The 20,130-nt window shown below is 67.8% G+C and carries 18 protein-coding genes; 11 read left to right on the top strand and 7 right to left on the bottom strand.

All coding sequences use genetic code 11. The annotated features are described in order from the left end of the window. Window positions 1–68 precede the first annotated feature (68 nt). Window positions 69–1,196 carry an ABC transporter permease gene (locus ACAM51_RS15575; RefSeq protein WP_218339113.1) on the bottom strand — a complete coding sequence of 376 codons (1,128 nt, stop codon included), beginning with the start codon at window positions 1,194–1,196 and terminating at the stop codon, window positions 69–71. A gap of 275 nt (window positions 1,197–1,471) precedes the next feature. Between ACAM51_RS15575 and ACAM51_RS15570 the strand changes: the two genes are divergently transcribed. Together ACAM51_RS15570 and ACAM51_RS15565 are read left to right on the top strand one after the other, a co-directional pair. Continuing rightward, the gene (locus tag ACAM51_RS15570; RefSeq protein WP_369641138.1) at window positions 1,472–3,151 is read left to right on the top strand and encodes a GMC family oxidoreductase; all 1,680 of its coding nucleotides are present in this window, start codon (window positions 1,472–1,474) and stop codon (window positions 3,149–3,151) included. Between the two features lie 20 nt (window positions 3,152–3,171). Then, complete coding sequence (locus tag ACAM51_RS15565; RefSeq protein WP_369641137.1) at window positions 3,172–3,522, top strand: antibiotic biosynthesis monooxygenase; 351 nt, start codon at window positions 3,172–3,174, stop codon at window positions 3,520–3,522. Between the two features lie 42 nt (window positions 3,523–3,564). Here the strand turns inward: ACAM51_RS15565 and ACAM51_RS15560 are convergent, their stop codons facing one another. Together ACAM51_RS15560 and ACAM51_RS15555 are read right to left on the bottom strand one after the other, a co-directional pair. Further along, on the bottom strand, window positions 3,565–3,897 hold the full coding sequence (locus ACAM51_RS15560; protein WP_218296679.1) for a hypothetical protein: 333 nt from the start codon (window positions 3,895–3,897) through the stop codon (window positions 3,565–3,567). A gap of 173 nt (window positions 3,898–4,070) precedes the next feature. Then, window positions 4,071–5,426: an ammonium transporter gene (locus tag ACAM51_RS15555; protein ID WP_218339116.1), complete on the bottom strand. Its 1,356-nt coding sequence runs from the start codon at window positions 5,424–5,426 to the stop codon at window positions 4,071–4,073. 365 nt (window positions 5,427–5,791) lie between these two features. Between ACAM51_RS15555 and ACAM51_RS15550 the strand changes: the two genes are divergently transcribed. The 6 genes from ACAM51_RS15550 to ACAM51_RS15525 all read left to right on the top strand — a co-directional run bounded on the left by ACAM51_RS15550 (window position 5,792) and on the right by ACAM51_RS15525 (window position 11,688). Beyond that, window positions 5,792–6,550, top strand: coding sequence for a TSUP family transporter (locus tag ACAM51_RS15550; protein ID WP_218296677.1), 759 nt, complete (start codon window positions 5,792–5,794; stop codon window positions 6,548–6,550). Window positions 6,551–6,915: 365 nt separating this feature from the next. Next, entirely contained in the window at window positions 6,916–7,680 is a 765-nt protein-coding gene (locus ACAM51_RS15545; protein ID WP_218296676.1) for an ABC transporter substrate-binding protein, read from the top strand. Between the two features lie 34 nt (window positions 7,681–7,714). Continuing rightward, on the top strand, window positions 7,715–8,497 hold the full coding sequence (locus ACAM51_RS15540; RefSeq protein ID WP_218296675.1) for an amino acid ABC transporter permease: 783 nt from the start codon (window positions 7,715–7,717) through the stop codon (window positions 8,495–8,497). After that, window positions 8,494–9,240, top strand: coding sequence for an amino acid ABC transporter ATP-binding protein (locus ACAM51_RS15535; RefSeq protein ID WP_218296674.1), 747 nt, complete (start codon window positions 8,494–8,496; stop codon window positions 9,238–9,240). Before ACAM51_RS15540 ends, ACAM51_RS15535 begins: the two co-directional genes overlap by 4 nt. 46 nt (window positions 9,241–9,286) lie before the next feature. Further along, window positions 9,287–10,582, top strand: a complete 1,296-nt coding sequence (locus ACAM51_RS15530) for a DcaP family trimeric outer membrane transporter (RefSeq protein ID WP_218296673.1) — start codon at window positions 9,287–9,289, stop codon at window positions 10,580–10,582. Window positions 10,583–10,797: 215 nt separating this feature from the next. Further along, complete coding sequence (locus ACAM51_RS15525; RefSeq protein ID WP_218296672.1) at window positions 10,798–11,688, top strand: DMT family transporter; 891 nt, start codon at window positions 10,798–10,800, stop codon at window positions 11,686–11,688. Window positions 11,689–11,835: 147 nt separating this feature from the next. Here the strand turns inward: ACAM51_RS15525 and mrdA are convergent, their stop codons facing one another. The 4 genes from mrdA to ACAM51_RS15505 all read right to left on the bottom strand — a co-directional run bounded on the left by mrdA (window position 11,836) and on the right by ACAM51_RS15505 (window position 16,598). Next, window positions 11,836–13,776, bottom strand: coding sequence for a penicillin-binding protein 2 (gene mrdA, locus ACAM51_RS15520; protein WP_369641136.1), 1,941 nt, complete (start codon window positions 13,774–13,776; stop codon window positions 11,836–11,838). A gap of 124 nt (window positions 13,777–13,900) precedes the next feature. Further along, window positions 13,901–14,419, bottom strand: a complete 519-nt coding sequence (gene mreD / locus ACAM51_RS15515) for a rod shape-determining protein MreD (protein ID WP_218296670.1) — start codon at window positions 14,417–14,419, stop codon at window positions 13,901–13,903. A gap of 82 nt (window positions 14,420–14,501) precedes the next feature. Beyond that, window positions 14,502–15,425 carry a rod shape-determining protein MreC gene (mreC, locus tag ACAM51_RS15510; RefSeq protein ID WP_218296669.1) on the bottom strand — a complete coding sequence of 308 codons (924 nt, stop codon included), beginning with the start codon at window positions 15,423–15,425 and terminating at the stop codon, window positions 14,502–14,504. A gap of 129 nt (window positions 15,426–15,554) precedes the next feature. After that, window positions 15,555–16,598 carry a rod shape-determining protein gene (locus ACAM51_RS15505; RefSeq protein ID WP_008907364.1) on the bottom strand — a complete coding sequence of 348 codons (1,044 nt, stop codon included), beginning with the start codon at window positions 16,596–16,598 and terminating at the stop codon, window positions 15,555–15,557. Window positions 16,599–16,802: 204 nt separating this feature from the next. On the opposite strand from ACAM51_RS15505, the gene gatC reads away from it, so the two are divergent. Genes gatC through gatB form a run of 3 tightly spaced genes read left to right on the top strand, consistent with a single transcriptional unit; the run spans window position 16,803 to window position 20,098 of the window. Beyond that, entirely contained in the window at window positions 16,803–17,102 is a 300-nt protein-coding gene (gene gatC / locus ACAM51_RS15500) for an Asp-tRNA(Asn)/Glu-tRNA(Gln) amidotransferase subunit GatC (RefSeq protein ID WP_010467054.1), read from the top strand. Between the two features lie 7 nt (window positions 17,103–17,109). Beyond that, on the top strand, window positions 17,110–18,612 hold the full coding sequence (gatA, locus tag ACAM51_RS15495; RefSeq protein WP_369641135.1) for an Asp-tRNA(Asn)/Glu-tRNA(Gln) amidotransferase subunit GatA: 1,503 nt from the start codon (window positions 17,110–17,112) through the stop codon (window positions 18,610–18,612). 1 nt (window position 18,613) lies between these two features. Further along, window positions 18,614–20,098, top strand: coding sequence for an Asp-tRNA(Asn)/Glu-tRNA(Gln) amidotransferase subunit GatB (gene gatB / locus ACAM51_RS15490; protein WP_369641134.1), 1,485 nt, complete (start codon window positions 18,614–18,616; stop codon window positions 20,096–20,098). Window positions 20,099–20,130: the final 32 nt, after the last annotated feature.

Raw genomic sequence — 20,130 nt, 5'->3', positions numbered from 1 at the left:
CCGAGCTGCGCAGCAGTTCGGGAGAAGGGGGAAGCGGCGAAGCCGCTCAGGGGGAAGCCACCTCATCTTCATATTCCGATGTTCTTGAAGGCCACCGCGAACAAGGCGTCCACGATGATGACCATGGTGATCGACGTGACCACCGAGGCCGTGGTGCCCTCGCCCAGGCTCTGGGTGTTGGGTTTCACGCGCAGCCCCCAGTGGCAGCCGATGAGCGCGATGAAGGCGCCGAACACCACCGACTTGGCCATGGCGAGTCCCAGGTTGCCCACCTTCACCGCCGCGGGCAGCGCCTGCACGAAATACGCGGGCGAGATGTCCATGGAGATGTCGGCCGCCAGCATGCCCCCGGCCAGCGCGGCCAGCGTGGTCCACACGCTGATGAGCGGCATGGCCAGCGCCAGCGCCAGCGTGCGCGGCATCACCAGCCGAAAGCCGTGCGGGATGCCCATGACGCGCATGGCATCGAGTTCCTCGGTCACGCGCATCACGCCGATCTGCGCGGTGATGGCCGAGCCCGAGCGCCCCGCCACCAGGATGGCCGCCAGCATGGGGCCCAGCTCGCGGATGAGCGAGATGCCCAGGATGTTGACGATGAACGACTCGGCCCCGAACTGGCGCAGCTGCAGGCTCATCAGGTAGGCCAGCACCACGCCGATCAGAAATCCCACCAGCGCCGTGATGGGCAGCGCCGTGGCGCCCATGCGGTACAGGTGGCCCGACACGTCGCGCCACGGCCCCCGGCGCGGCGCGCGCGCCAGGCGGCCCAGGTCGAGCAGCAGCTGCCCCACCATTTCGAGCATGTGCCGCGCATGGCTGAGGCCGTGCAGCACCAGCACGCCCAGGTGGTCCGCCTGCTCGGCCAGGCGCCAGGGCTCCCGGGCCGGCGGGGTGGCCGTGGTGAACTCCGCCACGCGCTCCAGCATGTCGCGCTGGCCGTCGGTACAGGCCAGTTGCGCCGGCCAGGCCCGCTGCCAGTGGTTCCACACCAGCTGCGCGCCCACGTGGTCCAGCCACTGCAGCTGCGTCAGGTCCCAGCCCAGCCCGGGCGCGGGGGGGCTGGCGCGCAGCTGCTCGCAGACCGCCTCCCACTGCGACCGTGTGCCCAGTTCGGCCGCGCCCCAGCGCCCATGCAGTTGCGCACTCGCCCCCTGGGGCGTGTCGGCGCGAACAATGCGAGGTGCGTGGTCGGTCATGGACTGGGCGGCGCGGCCGCCAAGAGGGAAAGAGAGGGTGCATGGTAGCGGAGCCACGCACAGGCGGCGCGTAGGATTTACGCCCGCCCGCACGGGCCGCCAAGCACAGGCCGGCCGGGGCCGCGTGAAATTAATATCAAACAGGCCTCCAGCGCTTTGGCATCAAGCGCTTCAAGCTACATATTTAGTAGCAATAGGCACTGACCCTCTCGACACGCGTGGTGCCATCCGCACAATGGCCCTCCGTCCCAACCCTTGCACCGCACCGCCTGCCCATGAGCGACCACACCACGTTTGACACCATCATCATCGGCGGAGGCACCGCCGGCGCCCTGCTGTGCAACCGCCTGAGCGCCGACGGCCGCCACCGCGTGCTGCTGATCGAAGCAGGCCGCAAGGACGACTACCACTGGATCCATATCCCCGTCGGCTATCTCTACTGCATCGGCAACCCGCGCACCGACTGGCTCTACAACACCGAGCCCGACGCGGGCCTGAACGGCCGCACCCTGCGCTACCCGCGCGGCAAGACGCTGGGCGGCTGCAGCAGCATCAACGGCATGATCTACATGCGCGGCCAGGCGCGCGACTACGACCAGTGGGCCGAGCTGACGGGCGACGCCAGCTGGCGCTGGGAGAACGCCCTGCCCTACTTCCGCCGCCACGAGGACCACTGGCGCCTGGACCAGCCCGATGGCGTGAATGAAAATTTCAAGCGCCTGCACGGCAACAAGGCCACGGGCAGCTCCGGCGAATGGCGCGTGGAAAAGCAGCGCCTGCGCTGGGACGTGCTGGACGCCTTCGCCCAGGCCGCGCAGCAGGCCGGCATCCCCGCCACCGACGATTTCAACGGCGGCAGCAACGAAGGCGTGGGCTACTTCGAGGTCAACCAGAAAAGCGGCTGGCGCTGGAACACCGCCAAGGCCTTCCTGCGGCCCACCTGCTACGGCCGCCCCAACTTCGAGATGTGGACCAGCGCGCAGGCCGCCAAGCTCCTCATCGAGACGCAGCCCGACGGCAGCAAGCGCTGCACGGGCGTGTTGGTGTGGGACGGGCATGAGATGGTCACGGCCCGCGCCACGGGCGAGGTCATCCTGAGCGCCGGTGCCGTCAACTCGCCGCAGCTGCTGCAGCTCTCGGGCATCGGCCCCTCCGCGCTGCTGCGCCAGCACGGCATCGACGTGGTGCACGACCTGCCCGGCGTGGGCGCCAACCTGCAGGACCACCTGCAGATCCGCGCGGTGTTCAAGGTGGGCGGCGTGCCCACGCTCAACACCATGGCCAGCTCGCTCTGGGGCAAGGCCAAGATCGGGCTCGAATACGCGACCAAACGCAGCGGCCCCATGAGCATGGCGCCCTCGCAGCTGGGCGCCTTCACGCGCAGCAGCGCCGACCAGCCCTGGCCGAACATCGAGTACCACGTGCAGCCGCTGTCGCTCGACGCGTTTGGCGAGCCGCTGCACAGCTTTCCGGCCTTCACGGCCAGCGTGTGCAACCTCAACCCCACGAGCCGGGGCACGGTGAACATCAAGAACGCCGACTTCAAGGCCGCACCGGCCATCGCGCCCAACTACCTGAGCACCGCCGAAGACCGCCAGGTGGCGGCCGACAGCCTGCGCGTCACGCGCCGCATCGTGGCCCAGCCCGCGCTGGCCAAGTACCGGCCCGAGGAATGGAAGCCCGGCGTGCAGTTCGAGAGCGACGAGGACCTGGCGCGCCTGGCCGGCGACATCGCCACCACCATCTTCCACCCCGTGGGCACGACGAAGATGGGGCGGGATGATGACCCGATGGCCGTGCTGGACTCGCAACTGCGCGTGCGCGGCATTGCGGGCCTGCGGGTGGTGGATGCGGGGGCCATGCCCACCATCACCAGCGGCAACACCAACTCGCCCACGCTGATGCTGGCCGAGAAGGCGGCGGAGTGGATCATCCAGGCGCGGCGCACGGCATAGGCGTGGGTACCATCGCGCCCATGTACTCCTCCACCTTCATCTTCGCCACCAAACAGTTCGACGACGCCTTCCACCGCCTGGACGAGGCGATTGCCACCGCCGCCCGCTCCATCGACGGCTACCTGGGCGAGGAATCGTGGGAGGACACGGGCAAGGGCCTGGTGTCCAACGTGTACTACTGGCAGTCGCTCGAGGCCCTGCAGGCATTGATGCAGCACCCCGCCCACCTGAAGGCCAAGGCGGCGCAAGCGCAGTGGCTCAACGGCTACCAGGTCGTGATTGCGCAGGTGCTGCGCACCTATGGCGACGACAAGCTGGCCGGGCTGCTGCCCACGGCGGGCCTGTTCGTGCAGGGCGCGGCAGCGCACTGATATGGATCCCGCCCACGCGCGGGCCCCACGGCCGCGGCGCGGTCAGCGGATTCCCCCGACATACCGGGGCACCTCGGGCGCGGGCTCCGGCGGGGGCGGCGCCATGCGCTGGCGCACCGCCTGGGTGGCCACATCCAGCAAGGGGCGGCGCGGGGCGGCCGGTGGCGCGGCATGGATGGCCTGGTCCAGGCGGTCCGCCCATTCGGTGAGTTCGGGCGCGTTGTCCTCCTGCGCGCGCTGGCGCGCGAACCGCACGATCTCCAGCGCGTACTCGGCGTTGGCCGCCATCCATTCGGTGTCGGTCACGCGCCCCGTCTTGCGGCGCAGCAGCACATGCAGGTGGGCGGCAATGGCGAGCTTGTCGGAATCGGGCATGGTCGGCTCCTTACTGCATTTCAGTCATCCATTGCGCTGCGCACAACCCGCGGCGAATGAAACCGGTGCGGCCCAGGCGCGGGCCGCCGCGCTGGCTGCGCCCCCCGGCCCGCATTGCGCGGCGGTGCGAGAGCGGGGGAAGGCCCGCAGGGCCTCGGGAGAGCGGGCTTCATTCAGCCGCCCAGGTGTTCGCGGTGCTGGGCGATGTCGAGCCCGGTCTGCTCGCTCTGCGCATCCACGCGCACGCCCATCGCAAAATTGATGATCCACAGCAGCGCGGCCGTCACCACCAGGCTGTAGGCCATCACGGCGCCCACCCCGATGGCCTGGGTGAGCAGGCTGCCCTGCACGCCCCCCACGGTCTTGCTAGCCAGCACCCCCGTGAGCAGCGAGCCCACGATGCCGCCAATGCCATGCACGCCAAACACATCCAGCGAATCGTCGGCACGCAGCAGGCGCTTGAGCCCCGTGGCCCCCCAGTAGCACGCCAGCCCGGCCACCAGGCCAATCACCACCGCCGAGCGCAGCGTGACGAAGCCTGCGGCGGGCGTGATCGCCACGAGCCCCGCGACCAGACCCGAGCACAGCCCCAGCAGCGAAGGGCGCCCGCGCACCACCCACTCGCCCAGCATCCAGGACAGCGCACCAGCGGCGGCGGCCAGGTGCGTGACCGCCATGGCCAGGCCCGCCCGGCCATCGGCCGCCACGGCCGAGCCCGCGTTGAAGCCGAACCAGCCCACCCACAGCAGGCCCGCGCCCGCCATGGTGAGCCCCAGGTTGTAGGGCTCGAAGGGCTCGCGGCCATAGCCCGTGCGGCGGCCCAGGAACCACGCGCACACCAGCCCCGCCACGCCCGCGTTCACGTGCACCACGGAGCCCCCGGCGAAATCCAGCGCGCCCATCCGCGCCAGCCAGCCCCCCGGCTCCCACACCCAGTGCGCCACCGGGGCATAGACCAGCAAGGTCCACAGGCCGATGAAGATCAGCATGGCGGAAAACCGCATGCGCTCGACGAACGCGCCCACCAGGAGCGCGGCCGTGATGATGGCGAAGGTGAGCTGGAACATGGCGTACACCGATTCGGGAATGTGCGGCGCGACATGGCTCACGGCGAGCTTGCCGCCCGCCAGGTCGAAGTCCAGCCCCGTGAACCCCGCGCGCTCCCAGCCGCCCACCCAGGCGTTGCCGGGCGTGAACGCCAGCGAGTAGCCCGCCCCGAACCACAGCAGGCTGACCAGCGCCGCGATGGCGACCACGCTGGCCATGGTATTGAGCACATTCTTCTTGCGCACCATGCCCGCGTAGAACAGCGCAATGCCGGGCAGCGTCATCAGCAGCACGAGCGCCGTGGAGGTCATCATCCAGGCGGTGTCCGCCGCGCTGACGGCGCCGTGCGCCACCAGGCCAGGGCGCGCCAGGGGCGCGGCGGGGGCCGCCGCCACCTCGGGCACGGCCTGCGCCAGCGCGCTGGCGCACAGCCCCAGACCCAACGACACGACCGCGATGAACCGGTGGTTGACTGCCCGCATGAAGGCTCCCTTTCGCAAATTGTTACAAGCGCATTGCATGAGCCGTGCCAACCCGCGAACCCCGATTCGTGGCCCCGCGCGCGGTTTTCCCGCCCCACAACGGGGGCGGGAAACCCCCAATGCACCAGTGGGGTGCAGCCGTTACAGTTGCGGCACTCGAAAGCGCGCTTCGGTGTGCCAAGCGAGGGGCCCGAGGAGACATCCTTTCTACCAATAACCAAATTTCAAGCACCCAACGAGGTGCGTTTTTTTTCAGGCGCTGGCGATCCCAGCGCCTTTTTCTTGCCCGTTCGCCGCCGGGCCCGGTGCGCTGGTCTCTGTATCTGTTCCTAAATCCATAGCAGGCTGGGTGCGAAAATACTGCGATGGAATGGATTTTTATTACCCTGGCCTCGCTGCTCGCGGGCTTCGTGGACGCCATCGTGGGTGGCGGCGGGCTGGTGATGGTGCCGGCGCTGTTCGCGGCTTTTCCGGGGGCGCCACCGGCCACGCTGCTGGGCACCAACAAGGCCGCCTCGGTGTGGGGCACGGCCATGGCCACCTGGCAGTACAGCCGCCGCGTGCAGATCCGCTGGCCGGCGATGCTGCCGGCCGCGGCGGCCGGTTTCGCCGGCTCGTTCGCCGGCGCCTGGGCGGTGACGGTGATGTCGGCCGACTTCCTGCGCAAGCTGCTGCCCCTGGTGCTGCTGGGCGTGCTGGCCTACACGCTGGCCAAGAAGGAACTGGGGCGGCACCATACGCCGCGCTTCGCGGGCCGCGCCGAAGTGCTGGCGGCCTGCCTGATCGGCGTGCTGATCGGTTTCTACGACGGGTTCTTCGGCCCGGGCACCGGCAGCTTCTTCGTCTTCCTGTTCGTGCGGCTGCTCGGCTACGACTTTCTCAATGCCTCGGCCTCGGCCAAGCTGCTCAATTGCGCCACCAATGTCGCCGCCATCGTGCTGTTTGCCGCCAAGGGCCACGTCTGGTGGCACTTCGCGGTGACGCTGGCCGTGGCCAACGTCGTGGGCAGCCTGCTGGGCACGCACCTGGCGCTCAAGCACGGCACGGGTTTCGTGCGCGGCATCTTCATCGTGGTGGTGAGCACGCTGATCCTCAAGACGGGGTACGACGCGTTTCTTCGGTAACCCCCTGAGTCGCCTTCGGCGCCTTCCCCCTGAAGGGGGACGCCCCCAGCGCGGCGGGGCGGCCCTTGCGCGGGGGCACTGGTCTGGCTCGCACCGGTAGCGCCGACCTCGCCCTGTAGACGGAGCCGTAGCGCCTGCGTCCGGTTGGAGACACCGCTCTAAACCTGTTGTGAATTGGCACACAACGGGGCTTTGAGGGTTGTCCGCAGGCCCAAGGAAAAAATTCGCATATTTATAATCGTTACTACTTGATGACGGCAGGCTTCGCGTTTCGCGATGCCTGTGCATCCGATCCACCAGCCTCCGGCCTGCTACCCGCATGCCGGATTTTTTGTACCTGAAATACCCCCGACAGGACCCATCCCATGAAATTGTTCAAGGCTGTTGCCACCGCCCTCGCGCTCTGCGCCGCTTTCGCTTCTGCCCAGGCCCGCACGCTGGACGAGGTCAAGAAGGACGGCAAGATCCTCATCGCGACCGAGGGGCAGTTCGCTCCGTTCAATTTCTTCAACGGCACCACGCTGACCGGCTTCGAGGTGGAAACGGCCGAACTGGTGGCCAAGAAGATGGGCCTCGCGATCCAGTGGAAGACCCTGGGCTTCGATGCGCTGCTCACCGGCCTGCGCCAGGACCGCTGGGACCTGGTGATCGCCTCGCACGGCATCACCGAAGAGCGCGCCAAGGCCGTCACCTTCACCGACCCGCACTACTGCTCGGGCGGCATGATCATCGCCATGGACCCCGCCATCAAGAGCGCCAAGGACCTAGCGGGCAAGGTGGTGGCCGTGCAGACCGGCACGAGCTACCTCGAGAACGTGCAGAAGGTCTCGTCCATCAAGGAAATGAAGAACTTCCCCACCGACGTGGATGCCCGCAGCGCGCTGAACTCGCGCCGCGTGGACGCCTGGGTGACCGACCGCTTCGTGGCCAAGGCCGTGGCAGAAAAGAACCCCGGCGCCGGCTTCAAGCTCGGCGACATGCTGTTCATCGAGCGCATCGCCGCCGCCGTGGCCAAGGGCAACAGCTCGCTGGCCGCCGGCTGGAACAAGGCGCTGGCCGAAGTGATGGCCGACGGCAGCTATGCCGCGCTGTCCAAGAAGTATTTCAACGAAGACGTCCGCTGCCAGTAAGCACGACCCGCTTGTAGTCACAGGGGTCTTTTTCATGCTCACCGCCTTTTGGCCGCAGCGCTGGAGCCGCCAGCAGCGCAGCAACGCCACGCTCGTCTCGGCCGTCATCCTGATGGTGCTGGTGCTGGCACTGCTCGGCAAGCTGCTGTCCTTCCTGCCCGAGCCCATCGGCCCCAACGCCCAGGCGTTCTCCGACGGCGCGCGCACCACCCTGTGGCTCACGCTGATCAGCGGCAGCGTCGGGCTGGTGCTGGGAACCGCCGCCGCGCTCGCCCGCACCGCGCGCTTTGCCGCCGTGCGCTGGGTGGCCAGCTTCTACATCTGGGTCATCCGCGGCACGCCGCTGCTGGTGCAGATCCTGTTCGTGTACTTCGCGCTGCCGGTGCTGGTGCCGGGCCTGAACCTGCCCGACTTCGCGGCCGCCGTGCTGGCGCTGGGCCTGAACGTGGGCGCCTACAACGCCGAGGCCATCCGCGCCGGGCTGCTGGCCGTGCCGCGCGGCCAGACCGAGGCCGCCAAGGCCCTGGGCCTGGGCCGCATGCATGTGTTCCTGGACGTGGTGTTTCCACAGGCCTTCAAGATATCACTGCCGCCGCTGGTGAGCAACTTCGTGGCGCTGCTCAAGGACTCGTCGCTGGCCTACGCCATTGGCGTGGTGGAGCTGACCAACGTGGGCAACCGCATCCAGTCCGCCACGTTCCAGCCCATTGCCACGCTGTCCACCGTGGCCATCACCTACCTGCTGCTGACCACCCTGGTCACGCAGATCTCGAACGCGGTGGAATACCGCTTCGACGTGGAAGGCCGCAACCAATGACACGCCAGGCCACACCCTTCATCGTGGTGGACCGGGTCTGCAAGTCGTTCGGCGCCCACCAGGTGCTGCGCGATGTGTCCACCGTGTTCAACACCGGCGAGGTCACCGTGATCATCGGCGCCTCGGGCTCCGGCAAGAGCACGCTGCTGCGCGCCATCAACCGGCTCGAACCCCATGACTCCGGCCGCATCACCATCGGCGGCGAGGAAGTCACCGACGACCTGGCCACGCTGCAAAAGCAGCGCAGCGAGGTCGGCATGGTGTTCCAGCAGTTCAACCTGTTCGGCCACATGAGCGTGCTGGACAACGTGACCCTGGCGCCCCGCCGCATCCGCCGCACGCCGCGCGCCCAGGCGAACGAGCAGGCGATGGCCCTGCTGCGCCGCGTGGGCATGCAGGACCACGCGCACAAGTACCCCTGGCAGCTGTCGGGCGGCCAGCAGCAGCGCGTGGCCATCGCCCGCGCGCTGGCGATGCAGCCGCAGGTGATGCTGTTCGACGAGCCCACCTCGGCCCTGGACCCGGAGATGGTGCAGGAGGTGCTCGACGTGATGCGCGAGCTGGCCCGTGGCGGCATGACCATGATCGTGGTGACCCACGAGATGGGCTTCGCCCGCGAGGTGGCCGACCGCGTGATGTTCTTCGACCAGGGGCGCATCGCCCACGACGCCACGCCCGCCGAATTCTTCAACAACCCCGCCAACGACCGAATCCGCGCCTTCATCGGCCGCATGAGCGCCTGAGATCCAGGCCCATGCAATGCCATTACCAGCCCCTACCGGAGTGACCATGAAACTGAACCCCACGTTCCTCGCCCTGCTGGCCGCCGGCCTGTGCAGCCTGCCCCCCGCCGCGTTCGCGCAGTCCGCCAAGGACTTCGAAGAGATGCGCAACGAGCTCAAGGCCCTGCGCGCCGAGCTCAACCAGCTCAAGGCCCAGCAGGCCCAGGCGCCTGCCGCGCCCGCCGCGTCGGCATCGGCCTGGAACGACCGCATCGAGGCCGTGGAACTCAAGCAGAAGGACGCCGTGGTGCTGGGCGACATTCCGGGCAGCTTCCGCCTGCCGGGCAGCGAGACCTCGATCCGCGTGTACGGCTTTGCCGAGGCCAACATGGTCAAGGACTTCAAGGGCACGGCGCCCGGCGACACCTTCACCAACCTGATGGAGCAGCCCCTGGGCGACAGCCGCCACGGCAAGAGCAGCCTGACGGCGCAGACCTCGCGCTTCGGCTTCGAGACCTCCACGCCCACCTCTATCGGCACCTTCAACACCAAGATCGAGGCCGACTTCTACGCCTACTGCGGTGCCGAGTGCAACCGCAACCGCCTGCGCCTGCGCCACGCCTACGGCGAGTACGCCGGCTGGCTGATCGGCCAGACCTGGTCGACCTTCATGGACGTGGACAACCTGCCCGAGACCGTGGACTTCAACGGCCCGCCCGGCGCCACCTTCCGCCGCCCGGCCCAGGTGCGCTACACCTACAACAACCCGGACCTGGCCAAGTTCCAGTTCGCGGTGGAAGAGCCCACCGACGGCGCCAAGAGCCTGAACTTCGTGGCCCGCGTGGACAAGGCCTTCGACTGGGGCAACATCAACGCCCGCCTGCTCTCGCACGAGCAGCGCGTGGACGGCATCGGCAAGCGCGGCACCGGCTTCGGCCTGGGCGCGGGCTACAAGATCACCGGCACCACCACGCTGATGGCGCAGTACACGCGCCTGGACGGCGACGGCGACGGCGCCTACCTGGTGGGCACCAACTACCCCGTGCTGGACGGCGGCACCGTGCGCCTGGACAAGTCGCACGGCGTGGTGCTGGGCCTGTCCAACGTGTTCAGCGAGAAGCTGCGCGGCACCGTGTCGCTGGGCATGGTCCGCTCGCGCCACAAGCTGGGCGACGCCTACGTGGACGCCTACGGCGCCGAAGGCAACCACAAGCTGTACCAATGGCATGCCGGCATGTACTACCTGCCCATCAAGAACGTGGAGCTGGGCGGCGAGCTGATCGGCGGCCGCCGCACGACGTTCGACGGCCAGCAGGGCGAGATGCTGCGCCTGAACCTGCAGGCACGCTATCTTTTTAATTGACACCCCCTGAGGCGCTGCGCGCCTTCACCCCTCTCTCTACGCGCTGCGCGCCAAGGGAGGGGGACGCCACCGGTGGCCTGGCAGAGCCAGTTCCGCGGCTACCTCGCTGAGGCCGCGCCAGTGCGACGGCAGCAGGTCGTGCGCAGGCGCTGCGAGGAAATCTTCTGCAAGTGGCTGGCCGGGGAACCGACCAGCCCTTTCTTGTTTTGGAGCCTATGAAACCCGAACGTCTGGGCCTGATTGCCCTGCTGGTGGTGACCGTGGTGTGGGGCACCACCTTCCCCGCCATGAAGCTGTTGTCCGCGCACCTCGATGCGCTGCAGATCATCTGGCTGCGGTTCGTGATCGCCCTGGTGGTGCTGGCCCCGCTGTGGTGGGGCATGCGGCGCCACGAGCGGCGGTGGGGCTGCGCGCTGGGGGTCCTGCTGTTCCTGGCGTTCTGGCTGCAGATCGAGGGGCTGGCGCGCACCAGCAGCAACCGCAATGCCTTCGTGACCGGGCTCAATGTGCTGGTGGTGCCATTGATTGCGATGGCGGCGCTGGGGCGCCGCTACGGCTGGCCGCTGTGGGCGGCGTGCGCCCTGGCCTGCACGGGCATGGCGCTGATGTTCCACGAGAACGAGCCCTGGAACCTGGGCGATACGCTGACGCTGGCGAGCACGGTGTTCTACGCCATCTACATCCTGGCGCTGGAGGAGTGCGCGCGCCGCACGGCGGCAAGCCCGCCGCGGGCCACGCGCATGGCGGCCGCGCAGGCGACCGTCATGGCGCTGGCTTCCACGTTCATGCTGCTGGGCCAGGGCGGCGGCATGGGCTGGCTGCACACCGCCGCGCAGTTGCCCGCCGATGCCTGGGTGGCGCTGCTGTACCTGGGCCTGCTGGCCAGCGTGGTGGTGGTCACGCTGCAGGCCTGGGGCCAGCAGCGGGTGGACGCCATGCGCAGCGCCATCGTGTTCGGGCTGGAGCCGGTATTCGCCGCGCTCACCGCCTGGGCCCTGCTCGGCGAGCGGCTGGGATGGGCGGGCCTGGGCGGCGCGGCGCTGATCGTGGCGGCGCTGGTGTTCAGCCAGCTTCAGCCACCGCCAGCGCGGGCGGCGGCGGCCTGAGGGCGGCACGGCCCGGCGCGGCATCGGGCAGCGCCCAGGCGCAGGCGCAGGCAGCGGGTTCATTTCAAGAATGGCCGGCACCGCGATTCGATGCCGGATTGGGCTCCTGCGCTTATCTGTATTGCGCTAACAGCTATTGTTTTTATATCAAGGCGCCGCCACGGGCACATCCGCCGCCTTGCGCGGCTTGCCAATGGGAGCGCCGGCCTGGCCCTTTTGCACCGCCGCGATGTCTTCCTCGCTCGGGTAGTCCCCCATCAGCCAGTAGTCGAATACGCGGCGCGCGATGGGCGCCGCATGGGCCGCGCCAAACCCGGCGTTCTCGACAATCAGCGCCAGCGCTATCGTGGGCTGCTCTGCCGGGGCGAACGCCGCATACAGCGAGTGGTCGCGCTGGTGCTCTTCCAGCGCCTTCGCGTTGTACTTCACGTTCTGGCCCATGGTCACCGCCTGCGCCGTGCCGGTCTTGCCGCCGGAGGTGTACGGCGCCCCGGCAAACACGCGCGTGCCGGTGCCGCCCTTGTTCACGGCGACCATGGCATTGCGCACGATGTCCACGTTCCGGGGCAGATACCCCAGGTCTTCGCCGGGCGGCTGCACGATCTCGGTGACGACGCCCGTGACCGCGTTCTTCACGGCCTTGGCCATGTGCGGCCGGTAGCGGATGCCGCCGTTGGCCAGCGTGCCCTGCGCCAGCGCGAGCTGCAGCATGGTGAAGTTGTTGTAGCCCTGGCCGATGCCCAGGGACACGGTCTCGCCGGGAAACCAGCGCTTCATGTCCGGGCGCTTGTAGGCATTGCGTTTCCACTCGGTGCTGGGCAGCGTGCCCCGCACTTCGCCATTGAGGTCGATGCCGGTGGACTGCCCAAAGCCCAGCGGCTTCATGAAGTCATGGATGGCATCGACGCCCATGTCCACCGCCAGCGAGTAGAAGTAGGTGTTGCTCGACTGCTGGATGGCGCGGTGCATGTCCACACCGCCCAGCCCGCCCTCGTGGCTGCGGAAGGTGTGGCCGCCGAAGGTGTAATACCCCGGATCGTTCACCACCAGGCTGGGCGAGCGCTTGCCCAGCTGCAGCGCGGCCAGCGCCATGAAGGGCTTGTAGGTGGAGCCTGGCGGGTACGTACCCCGCAGGGCCCGGTTCAGCAGCGGCTTGTCGATGGATTCGTTGAGCGCGGTCCAGTTCTCCACATCGATGCCTTCGACGAAAAGATTGGGGTCGAACGTGGGCTTGCTGACCAGGGCCAGGATCTCGCCGTTGCGCGGGTCGATGGCAACCAGCGCGCCACGGCGGGTGCCGTACAGCTCCTCGATGAGTTTCTGCAGCTTGATGTCGATGGACAGCATCACGCTGTCGCCGGGCGTGGCCGCGTGGCTGGAGAGCTTGCGCACCGCCCGCCCGCCCGCCGAGGTCTCCATCTGCTCGACCCCGGTGGCGCCGTGCAGCGCGGACTCGAAGCTCTGCTCGATCCCCAGCTTGCCGATGTATTCCGTGCCCCGGTAGTTGGCCTCGTCCTCGGAATCCTGGATGCGCGCCTTCTCGCTCTGGTTGATGCGGCCGATGTAGCCGATGGCATGGCTGGCCACGTCGCCCAGCGGGTAGTTGCGAAACAGGCGCGCCTTGATGTCCACCCCCGGGAAGCGGTAGCGCTGGGCCGTGAAGCGGGCCACTTCCTGGTCGGTCAGGCGCGTGCGGATGGGCAGCGATTCGAAGTTGCGCGACTCTTCCATGAGCCGCTTGAAGCGGCGGCGGTCGCGGCTCTGGATCTCCACCACCTTGGACAGCTCGTCGATGGTGTCGTCGAGCGTTCCCGCCCGCGAGGGCGTGATCTCCAGCGTATAGGCCGAATAGTTGGTGGCCAGCACCACGCCGTTGCGGTCCAGGATGAGGCCCCGGTTGGGCACGATGGGCACCACCGCCGTGCGGTTGCTCTCGGCCTGCGCCGCAAGGTCTTCGTGCCGGACCACCTGCAGGAACACCAGCCGGGCCGCGATGAGGCAGAACGCACAGAACACCAGGGCGCCGACGATCAGCGCCCGCACGCGAAAGCGCGAGGCATCGGCCTCGCTGCTGCGCACCTCGGTCATGCGGCAGCTCCATCGCGCCACGCCCCGAAGGCGTGCGCTGAAACCGGCGCGCGCCCGTCCCCCGGCCCGCAGCGCTGCGGGACAAGGGGGATGCGGCGCGGGCGCTCAGGAGGTTGCTTCATGGCTACAGAGGCCGGTTCTGGTCGCGGTCGGGAGGCCGGCGCTGCGGCGCCAGCAGCACCCAGCTGGCCAGCGGCCAGAGCAGGGCTTCGAGCACCGGCGCCAGAAAGCTCCACAGGCCCGGGAATATGCCCCCGGACGCCATCCGCAGCAAGAGCTCGATGGCATGGGCCAGAGCGAACAGGGGAAGCACCTGCAGGGCCTGCGACGGCACGCTGAACCACAGCAGGCGGCGGTGGATGGCGATGGCGCCAAACGACAGCACGGTGTAGGACAGCGCGTGCTGGCCCAGCAGCGCCGACTGGCTCACATCCATGCACAGGCCCAGCACGAAAGCCACGCCCATGCCAATGCGCAGGGGCTGGTGCACGCCCCAGAAGACCAGCAGCACCATCAGGACATCCGGCGTCCAGACAATGCGGCCCAGCGGCAGCATGTTGATGGCCAGCCCCGCAGCGAGGCTGGCGACGATGAAGACCGGATTGACCGGAAGCAGCAGCGGCTCGCCGCGCGGCATGATCATCGCGCACCTCCCCGCGGCAGCCACGGGCCATCGCGCAGGACGCGCGGCCCCACAAGGGCCATGGCAGGCACAGGCGATGCCCTCATCCCTTGCGCCCCCCGCGTTTCGCCGGCGCCGGGTGCGCGGGCTCCGGCCGCGGCAGCTCGTTGTCGGCCAGCGGCTTGAGCACCACCACATGGCGGGCGCCCTGCACCTGGGCCAGGGGCACGCAGTAGATGCGCGCGAAGGCGGAATCGGCCCTGCGCTCCACGCGCACCACCCGCGCCACGGGGAGCCCCGAAGGGTACAGGCCATCCACGCCGCTGGTGGTCAGCAGATCGTCCTCCCGCACATCGGCGTTGGCGGGCATGAAGCGCAGCTCCATGCCGCCGCCATGCCCGGCCACCGGATCCCCATAGGCGACACCCCGCGCACCCGTGCGAATGTTGAGGACCGGAATGGCCTGGTCGCGGTCCACCAGCAGCGTGACCTCGCTCACGAGCGGAAAGACACGCGTCACCTGGCCGAGCACGCCCGCCTCATCCATCACGGGCGCGCCCATCTCCACGCCGCCCATCTGCCCCCGGTCGATGACCACGCGGCGCGTGTAGGGGTCGGCGGTGTCATAGATCACCTCGGCGGCCTGCGCGGGCGTCTCCAGGCGGCCGCGCAGCGCGAGCAGCTGCCGCAGCCGCTCGTTCTCCAGGGCCAGCTGTTCCGCCTGGTTGGCGCGCTGGCCCATCACGGTCATTTTCTTGCGCGCGGCGTCCAGTTCCTGCTGCGCGGTCTGCAGCGACTGGAAGTACCCGGAACCATGGCTTGCGAACTCCACCGGCTTGAGCATCAGCCACTGCACCGGGTAAAGCACGGTGGCAACCGCCTGGCGGAACGGCCCCGTGAGCTGGAAACGTGCATCGGCCACCATGAGGAACAGCGCCAGCGCGCTATAGACGGCCAGGCGCGAAAGGGCCGAAGGGCCCTGTTTGAAGAAAGGCGGAGCGCTGCGCTCGAGGGTACCCAGTGGCATCGTGCGCAGCGGTCAGGATCTGTCGCGTGGAGCCGGGGCCACGGACGCATGCTCAAAAGGCATTGGAGCGGGTGCAATCATGCAGTTCAGAGCGCAAAAAAAGTGCCTGCAGCATACAGGCCCGGGGGCTTACTCGCTCGTGAAAATGCTGCCCAGGCGGTCCATGCGCTCCAGCGCGATGCCGCAGCCGCGCACCACGCAGGTCAGCGGATCTTCGGCCACCAGCACGGGCAGGCCGGTTTCCTCGGCCAGCAGGCGGTCCAGGTCGCGCAGCAGCGCGCCGCCACCCGTCAGCATCATGCCGCGGTCGGCGATGTCGGCGCCCAGCTCAGGGGGGGTTTGTTCCAGCGCGTTCTTCACGGCGGAGACGATCTGGTTGAGCGGGTCGGTCAGGGCTTCAAGCACTTCATTGCTGGAGATGGTGAAGCTGCGTGGCACGCCTTCGGAAAGGTTGCGGCCCTTGACTTCCATCTCGCGCACTTCGGAGCCGGGGAAGGCCGAGCCGATGTTCTTCTTGATGGCTTCCGCGGTGGGCTCGCCGATCAGCATGCCGTAGTTGCGGCGGATGTAGCTGATGATGGCTTCGTCGAACTTGTCGCCGCCCACGCGCACACTGCCCTTGTAGACCATGCCGCCCAGCGAGATCACGCCGACCTCGGTGGTGCCGCCGCCGATGTCCACGACCATGGAGCCCGAGGCTTCGGAGACGGGCAGGCCCGCGCCGATGCCGGCGGCCATGGGTTCCTCGATCAGGTACACCGCCGTGGCGCCGGCCGCTTCGGCCGCGTCCTTGATGGCGCGCCGCTCGACCTGGGTGGAGCCGCAGGGCACGCAGATGATGATGCGCGGGCTGGGGGTGAACAGCGTGCGCGGGTGCACCATCTTGATGAACTGCTTGATCATCTGCTCGGTGATCACGAAGTCCGCGATCACGCCGTCCTTCATGGGGCGGATGGCTTCGATGTTGCCGGGCACCTTGCCCAGCATGGCCTTGGCCTCGTGGCCTACGGCCTGGATGACTTTCTTGCCATGGGGCCCGCCTTCGTGGCGGATGGCGACGACAGAGGGCTCGTCGAGCACAATGCCTTTGTCGCGGGCGAAGATGAGGGTGTTGGCTGTGCCAAGGTCAATGGCAAGGTCGGTGGAGAAATACCGACGGAAAGCTCCGAACATTCAAAAATCCTCTCAGGCACGGCATGCACGTCGGCCTGCCATCGCCGGGTTTACGGGGTCAAATATCGCTTTTTTCGCACAATGACCGGCAGGTAGGAGGGTATTGCGGCAAAGCCGGGATAATACCCCATCCCCTGTGAATAACTCCCTCCGGCACGGCCCGGATCACAGCTTTACTTCTGGTTTCCCTCAATTCTCCTCCCTATGGCACTGACCCCCCAGGACATCGGCCGCATCGCCAATTTGGCACGGCTTGAGCTGACCCCCTCTGAAAGTGAGCGCATGCTGACCCAGCTCAATGGCTTCTTTGACATCGTGGAACAGATGCGGGCTGTGGATACCTCGGGCATCACGCCCCTGGCGCACCCCGTCGCGGCCATCCAGGACGTGGCCCTGCGGCTGCGCGAGGACGTGGCCAGCGAGCCCAACCAGCGCGAAGCCAACCAGAAGAGCGCCCCCGCCGTGGAGCGTGGCCTGTTCCTCGTCCCCAAAGTGATCGAGTGAGGCGCGCATGAGCACGACAACGACCAAAGCCCTGCACGACCTGGGCGTTTCCGAGCTGGCCTCCGGCCTGCGCGACAAGCAATTCTCCGCCGTCGAAGCCGCCCGGCATTTCCTGGCCCGCGCCAAGGCGCACCAGAACCTGGGCGCCTACGTGGCCCTGAACGAAGACGCCACCCTGGCGCAGGCGCAGGCCGCTGACGCCCGCCTTGCCGCCGGCACGGCGGGCGCGCTGGAAGGCGTGCCGATCGCCCACAAGGACATCTTCGTCACGCGCGACTTCCCCAGCACCGCAGGCTCCAGGATGCTCGCGGGCTACCAGTCTCCGTTCGACGCCACCGTGGTCACCCGCCTGGCCGACGCGGGCGCCGTCACCCTGGGCAAGCTCAACTGCGACGAGTTCGCGATGGGTTCGTCCAATGAAAACTCGGCCGTGGCGCCCGTGGGCTTCGACGCCCCCGCGCCCGTGCGCAACCCCTGGGACACCCACCGCATCCCCGGCGGCTCCTCGGGCGGCAGCGCCGTGGCCGTGGCCGCGCGCCTGGCCCCTGCCGTCACCGGCACCGACACCGGCGGCTCCATCCGCCAGCCCGCATCGTTCTGTGGCATCACCGGCATCAAGCCCACCTATGGCCGCGCCAGCCGCTACGGCATGATCGCATTCGCCTCCAGCCTGGACCAGGCCGGCCCCATGGCCCGCAGCGCCGAAGACTGCGCGCTGCTGTTGTCTGCCATGTGCGGCCCCGACCCGGACCGCGATTCGACCAGCCTCGACGTGCCAGCCGAAAACTTCAGCGCCCACCTGAACGGCAGCATCGACGGCCTGCGCATCGGCATTCCCGCCGAGTTCTTTGGCGAGGGCCTCGCGCCCGACGTGCGCGCCGCCGTGGACGCCGCCCTGAAGGAATACGAAAAGCTTGGCGCCAAGCTCGTGCCCATCAGCCTGCCGCGCACCGAGCTCTCCATCCCCGTGTACTACATCATTGCCCCCGCCGAAGCCTCGTCCAACCTCAGCCGCTTCGACGGCGTGAAGTTCGGCCACCGCGCCAAGGACTACGCCGACCTGGTGGACATGTACAAGAAGACCCGCGCCGAAGGTTTTGGCGACGAGGTCAAGCGCCGCATCATGATCGGCGCCTACGTGCTGAGTCACGGCTACTACGACGCCTACTACCTGCAGGCGCAGAAGATCCGCCGCATGATCGCCGACGACTTCCAGAACGCGTTCAAGGAATGCGATGTGATCGCCGGCCCCGTGGCCCCCACCGTGGCCTGGAAGCTGGGCGAACACGGCAACGACCCGCTGGCCGACTACCTGGCCGACATCTTCACCCTGCCCGGCTCCCTGGCCGGCCTGCCGGGCATGAGCGTGCCCGCCGGCTTTGGCGAAGGCGGCATGCCAGTGGGCCTGCAGCTCATCGGTAACTACTTCCAGGAAGTCCGCCTTCTGAACGCTGCGCACCGCCTGCAGCAAGCCACCGACTTCCACCTCCGCCAACCCGGAGGCCTGTGACATGACGACGACCAGCAAATTGATCCACGGTTATGAAGTCGTCATCGGCTTCGAAACCCACACCCAGCTCGCCACGCAGAGCAAGATCTTCAGCCGCGCGCCCACCGCCTTCGGCGCCGAGCCCAACACGCAAGCCTGCGCCGTGGACCTGGCCCTGCCCGGCACACTCCCCGTGATGAACCGCGAGGCCGTGGCCTGCGCTATCAAATTAGGACTGGCCCTGGGCTCCCACATTGCGCCCGTGAGCATTTTTGCGCGCAAGAATTATTTCTATCCCGACCTGCCCAAGGGCTACCAGATCAGCCAGTTCGAGATCCCGGTGGTGCAAGGCGGTGAGGTCGAGTTCTTCCTGGGCGACGAGAAGAAGACCGTGCGCCTGGTGCGCGCCCATCTCGAAGAAGACGCGGGCAAATCGCTGCACGAGGACTTCATCGGCCAATCGGGCATCGACCTGAACCGCGCCGGAACGCCCCTGCTGGAGATCGTGACCGAGCCCGACATGCGCTCGTCCGACGAAGCCGTGGCCTATGCGAAAGAGCTGCACAAGATCGTGACCTGGATCGGCATCTGCGACGGCAACATGCAGGAGGGCAGCTTCCGCTGCGACGCCAACGTGTCCGTGCGCAAGCCCGGCGGGCCGCTGGGCACGCGCCGCGAGATCAAGAACCTGAACTCGTTCAAGTTCATGCAGCAGGCGATCGACTACGAGATCCGCTGGCAGATCGACCAGATCGAGGACGGCCACGCCATCCAGCAGGCCACCGTGCTGTTCGACCCGGACACGGGCGAAACGCGTGCGATGCGGACCAAGGAGGACGCGGCGGACTACCGCTACTTCCCCGACCCGGACCTGCCGCCGCTGCACATTTCGGAGCAATGGGTGCAGGAACAGCGGGCGCTGATGGCCGAATTGCCCCGCACCATGGCCGCGCGCTTCGTGGCCGACTACGGCCTGCCCGAGTACGACGCCACGACGCTCACGCAGAGCAAGGCCATGGCGGCGTACTTCGAGGCCGTGGCCAAGGCCTGCGGCCAGCCCAAGCTGGCCAGCAACTGGATCATGGGCGAGGTATCCAAATGGATGAATGCGGTTGAAGACTACTCCTTCGAAAAATTTACCGAATTCGTCCCGGCAGGTAACTTGGCTGCGTTGATCACACGCATCTATGATCAAACAATTTCGAACTCGGCAGGCAAAACCGTATTCGTCGAACTGACCCATAGGCCGGGAACGCAGTTTGATACCGCCTTGGAATACATCGATTCCATCATCACAGACAAGGGCCTCAAGCAGATGAACGACTCCGGCGCGCTGGAGAAAATCATCGACGAAGTCATCGCCGCCAACCCCGACAACGTGGCCCAGTTCCGCGCGGGCAAGGACAAGGCGTTCAATGCGCTGGTCGGCCAGATCATGAAAGCCAGCAAGGGCAAGGCCAACCCGCAGCAGGTCAATGATCTGCTGCGCGCAAAGCTGGGCAGCTGACGCCTGACCTGCCTGCCCTGCGGGGCAAAGGC

Origin of the sequence: Acidovorax sp. A79 (assembly GCF_041154505.1) — a bacterium.
Lineage (GTDB): Bacteria > Pseudomonadota > Gammaproteobacteria > Burkholderiales > Burkholderiaceae_C > Acidovorax.
This window is presented reverse-complemented; position numbering and strand designations above follow the sequence as displayed.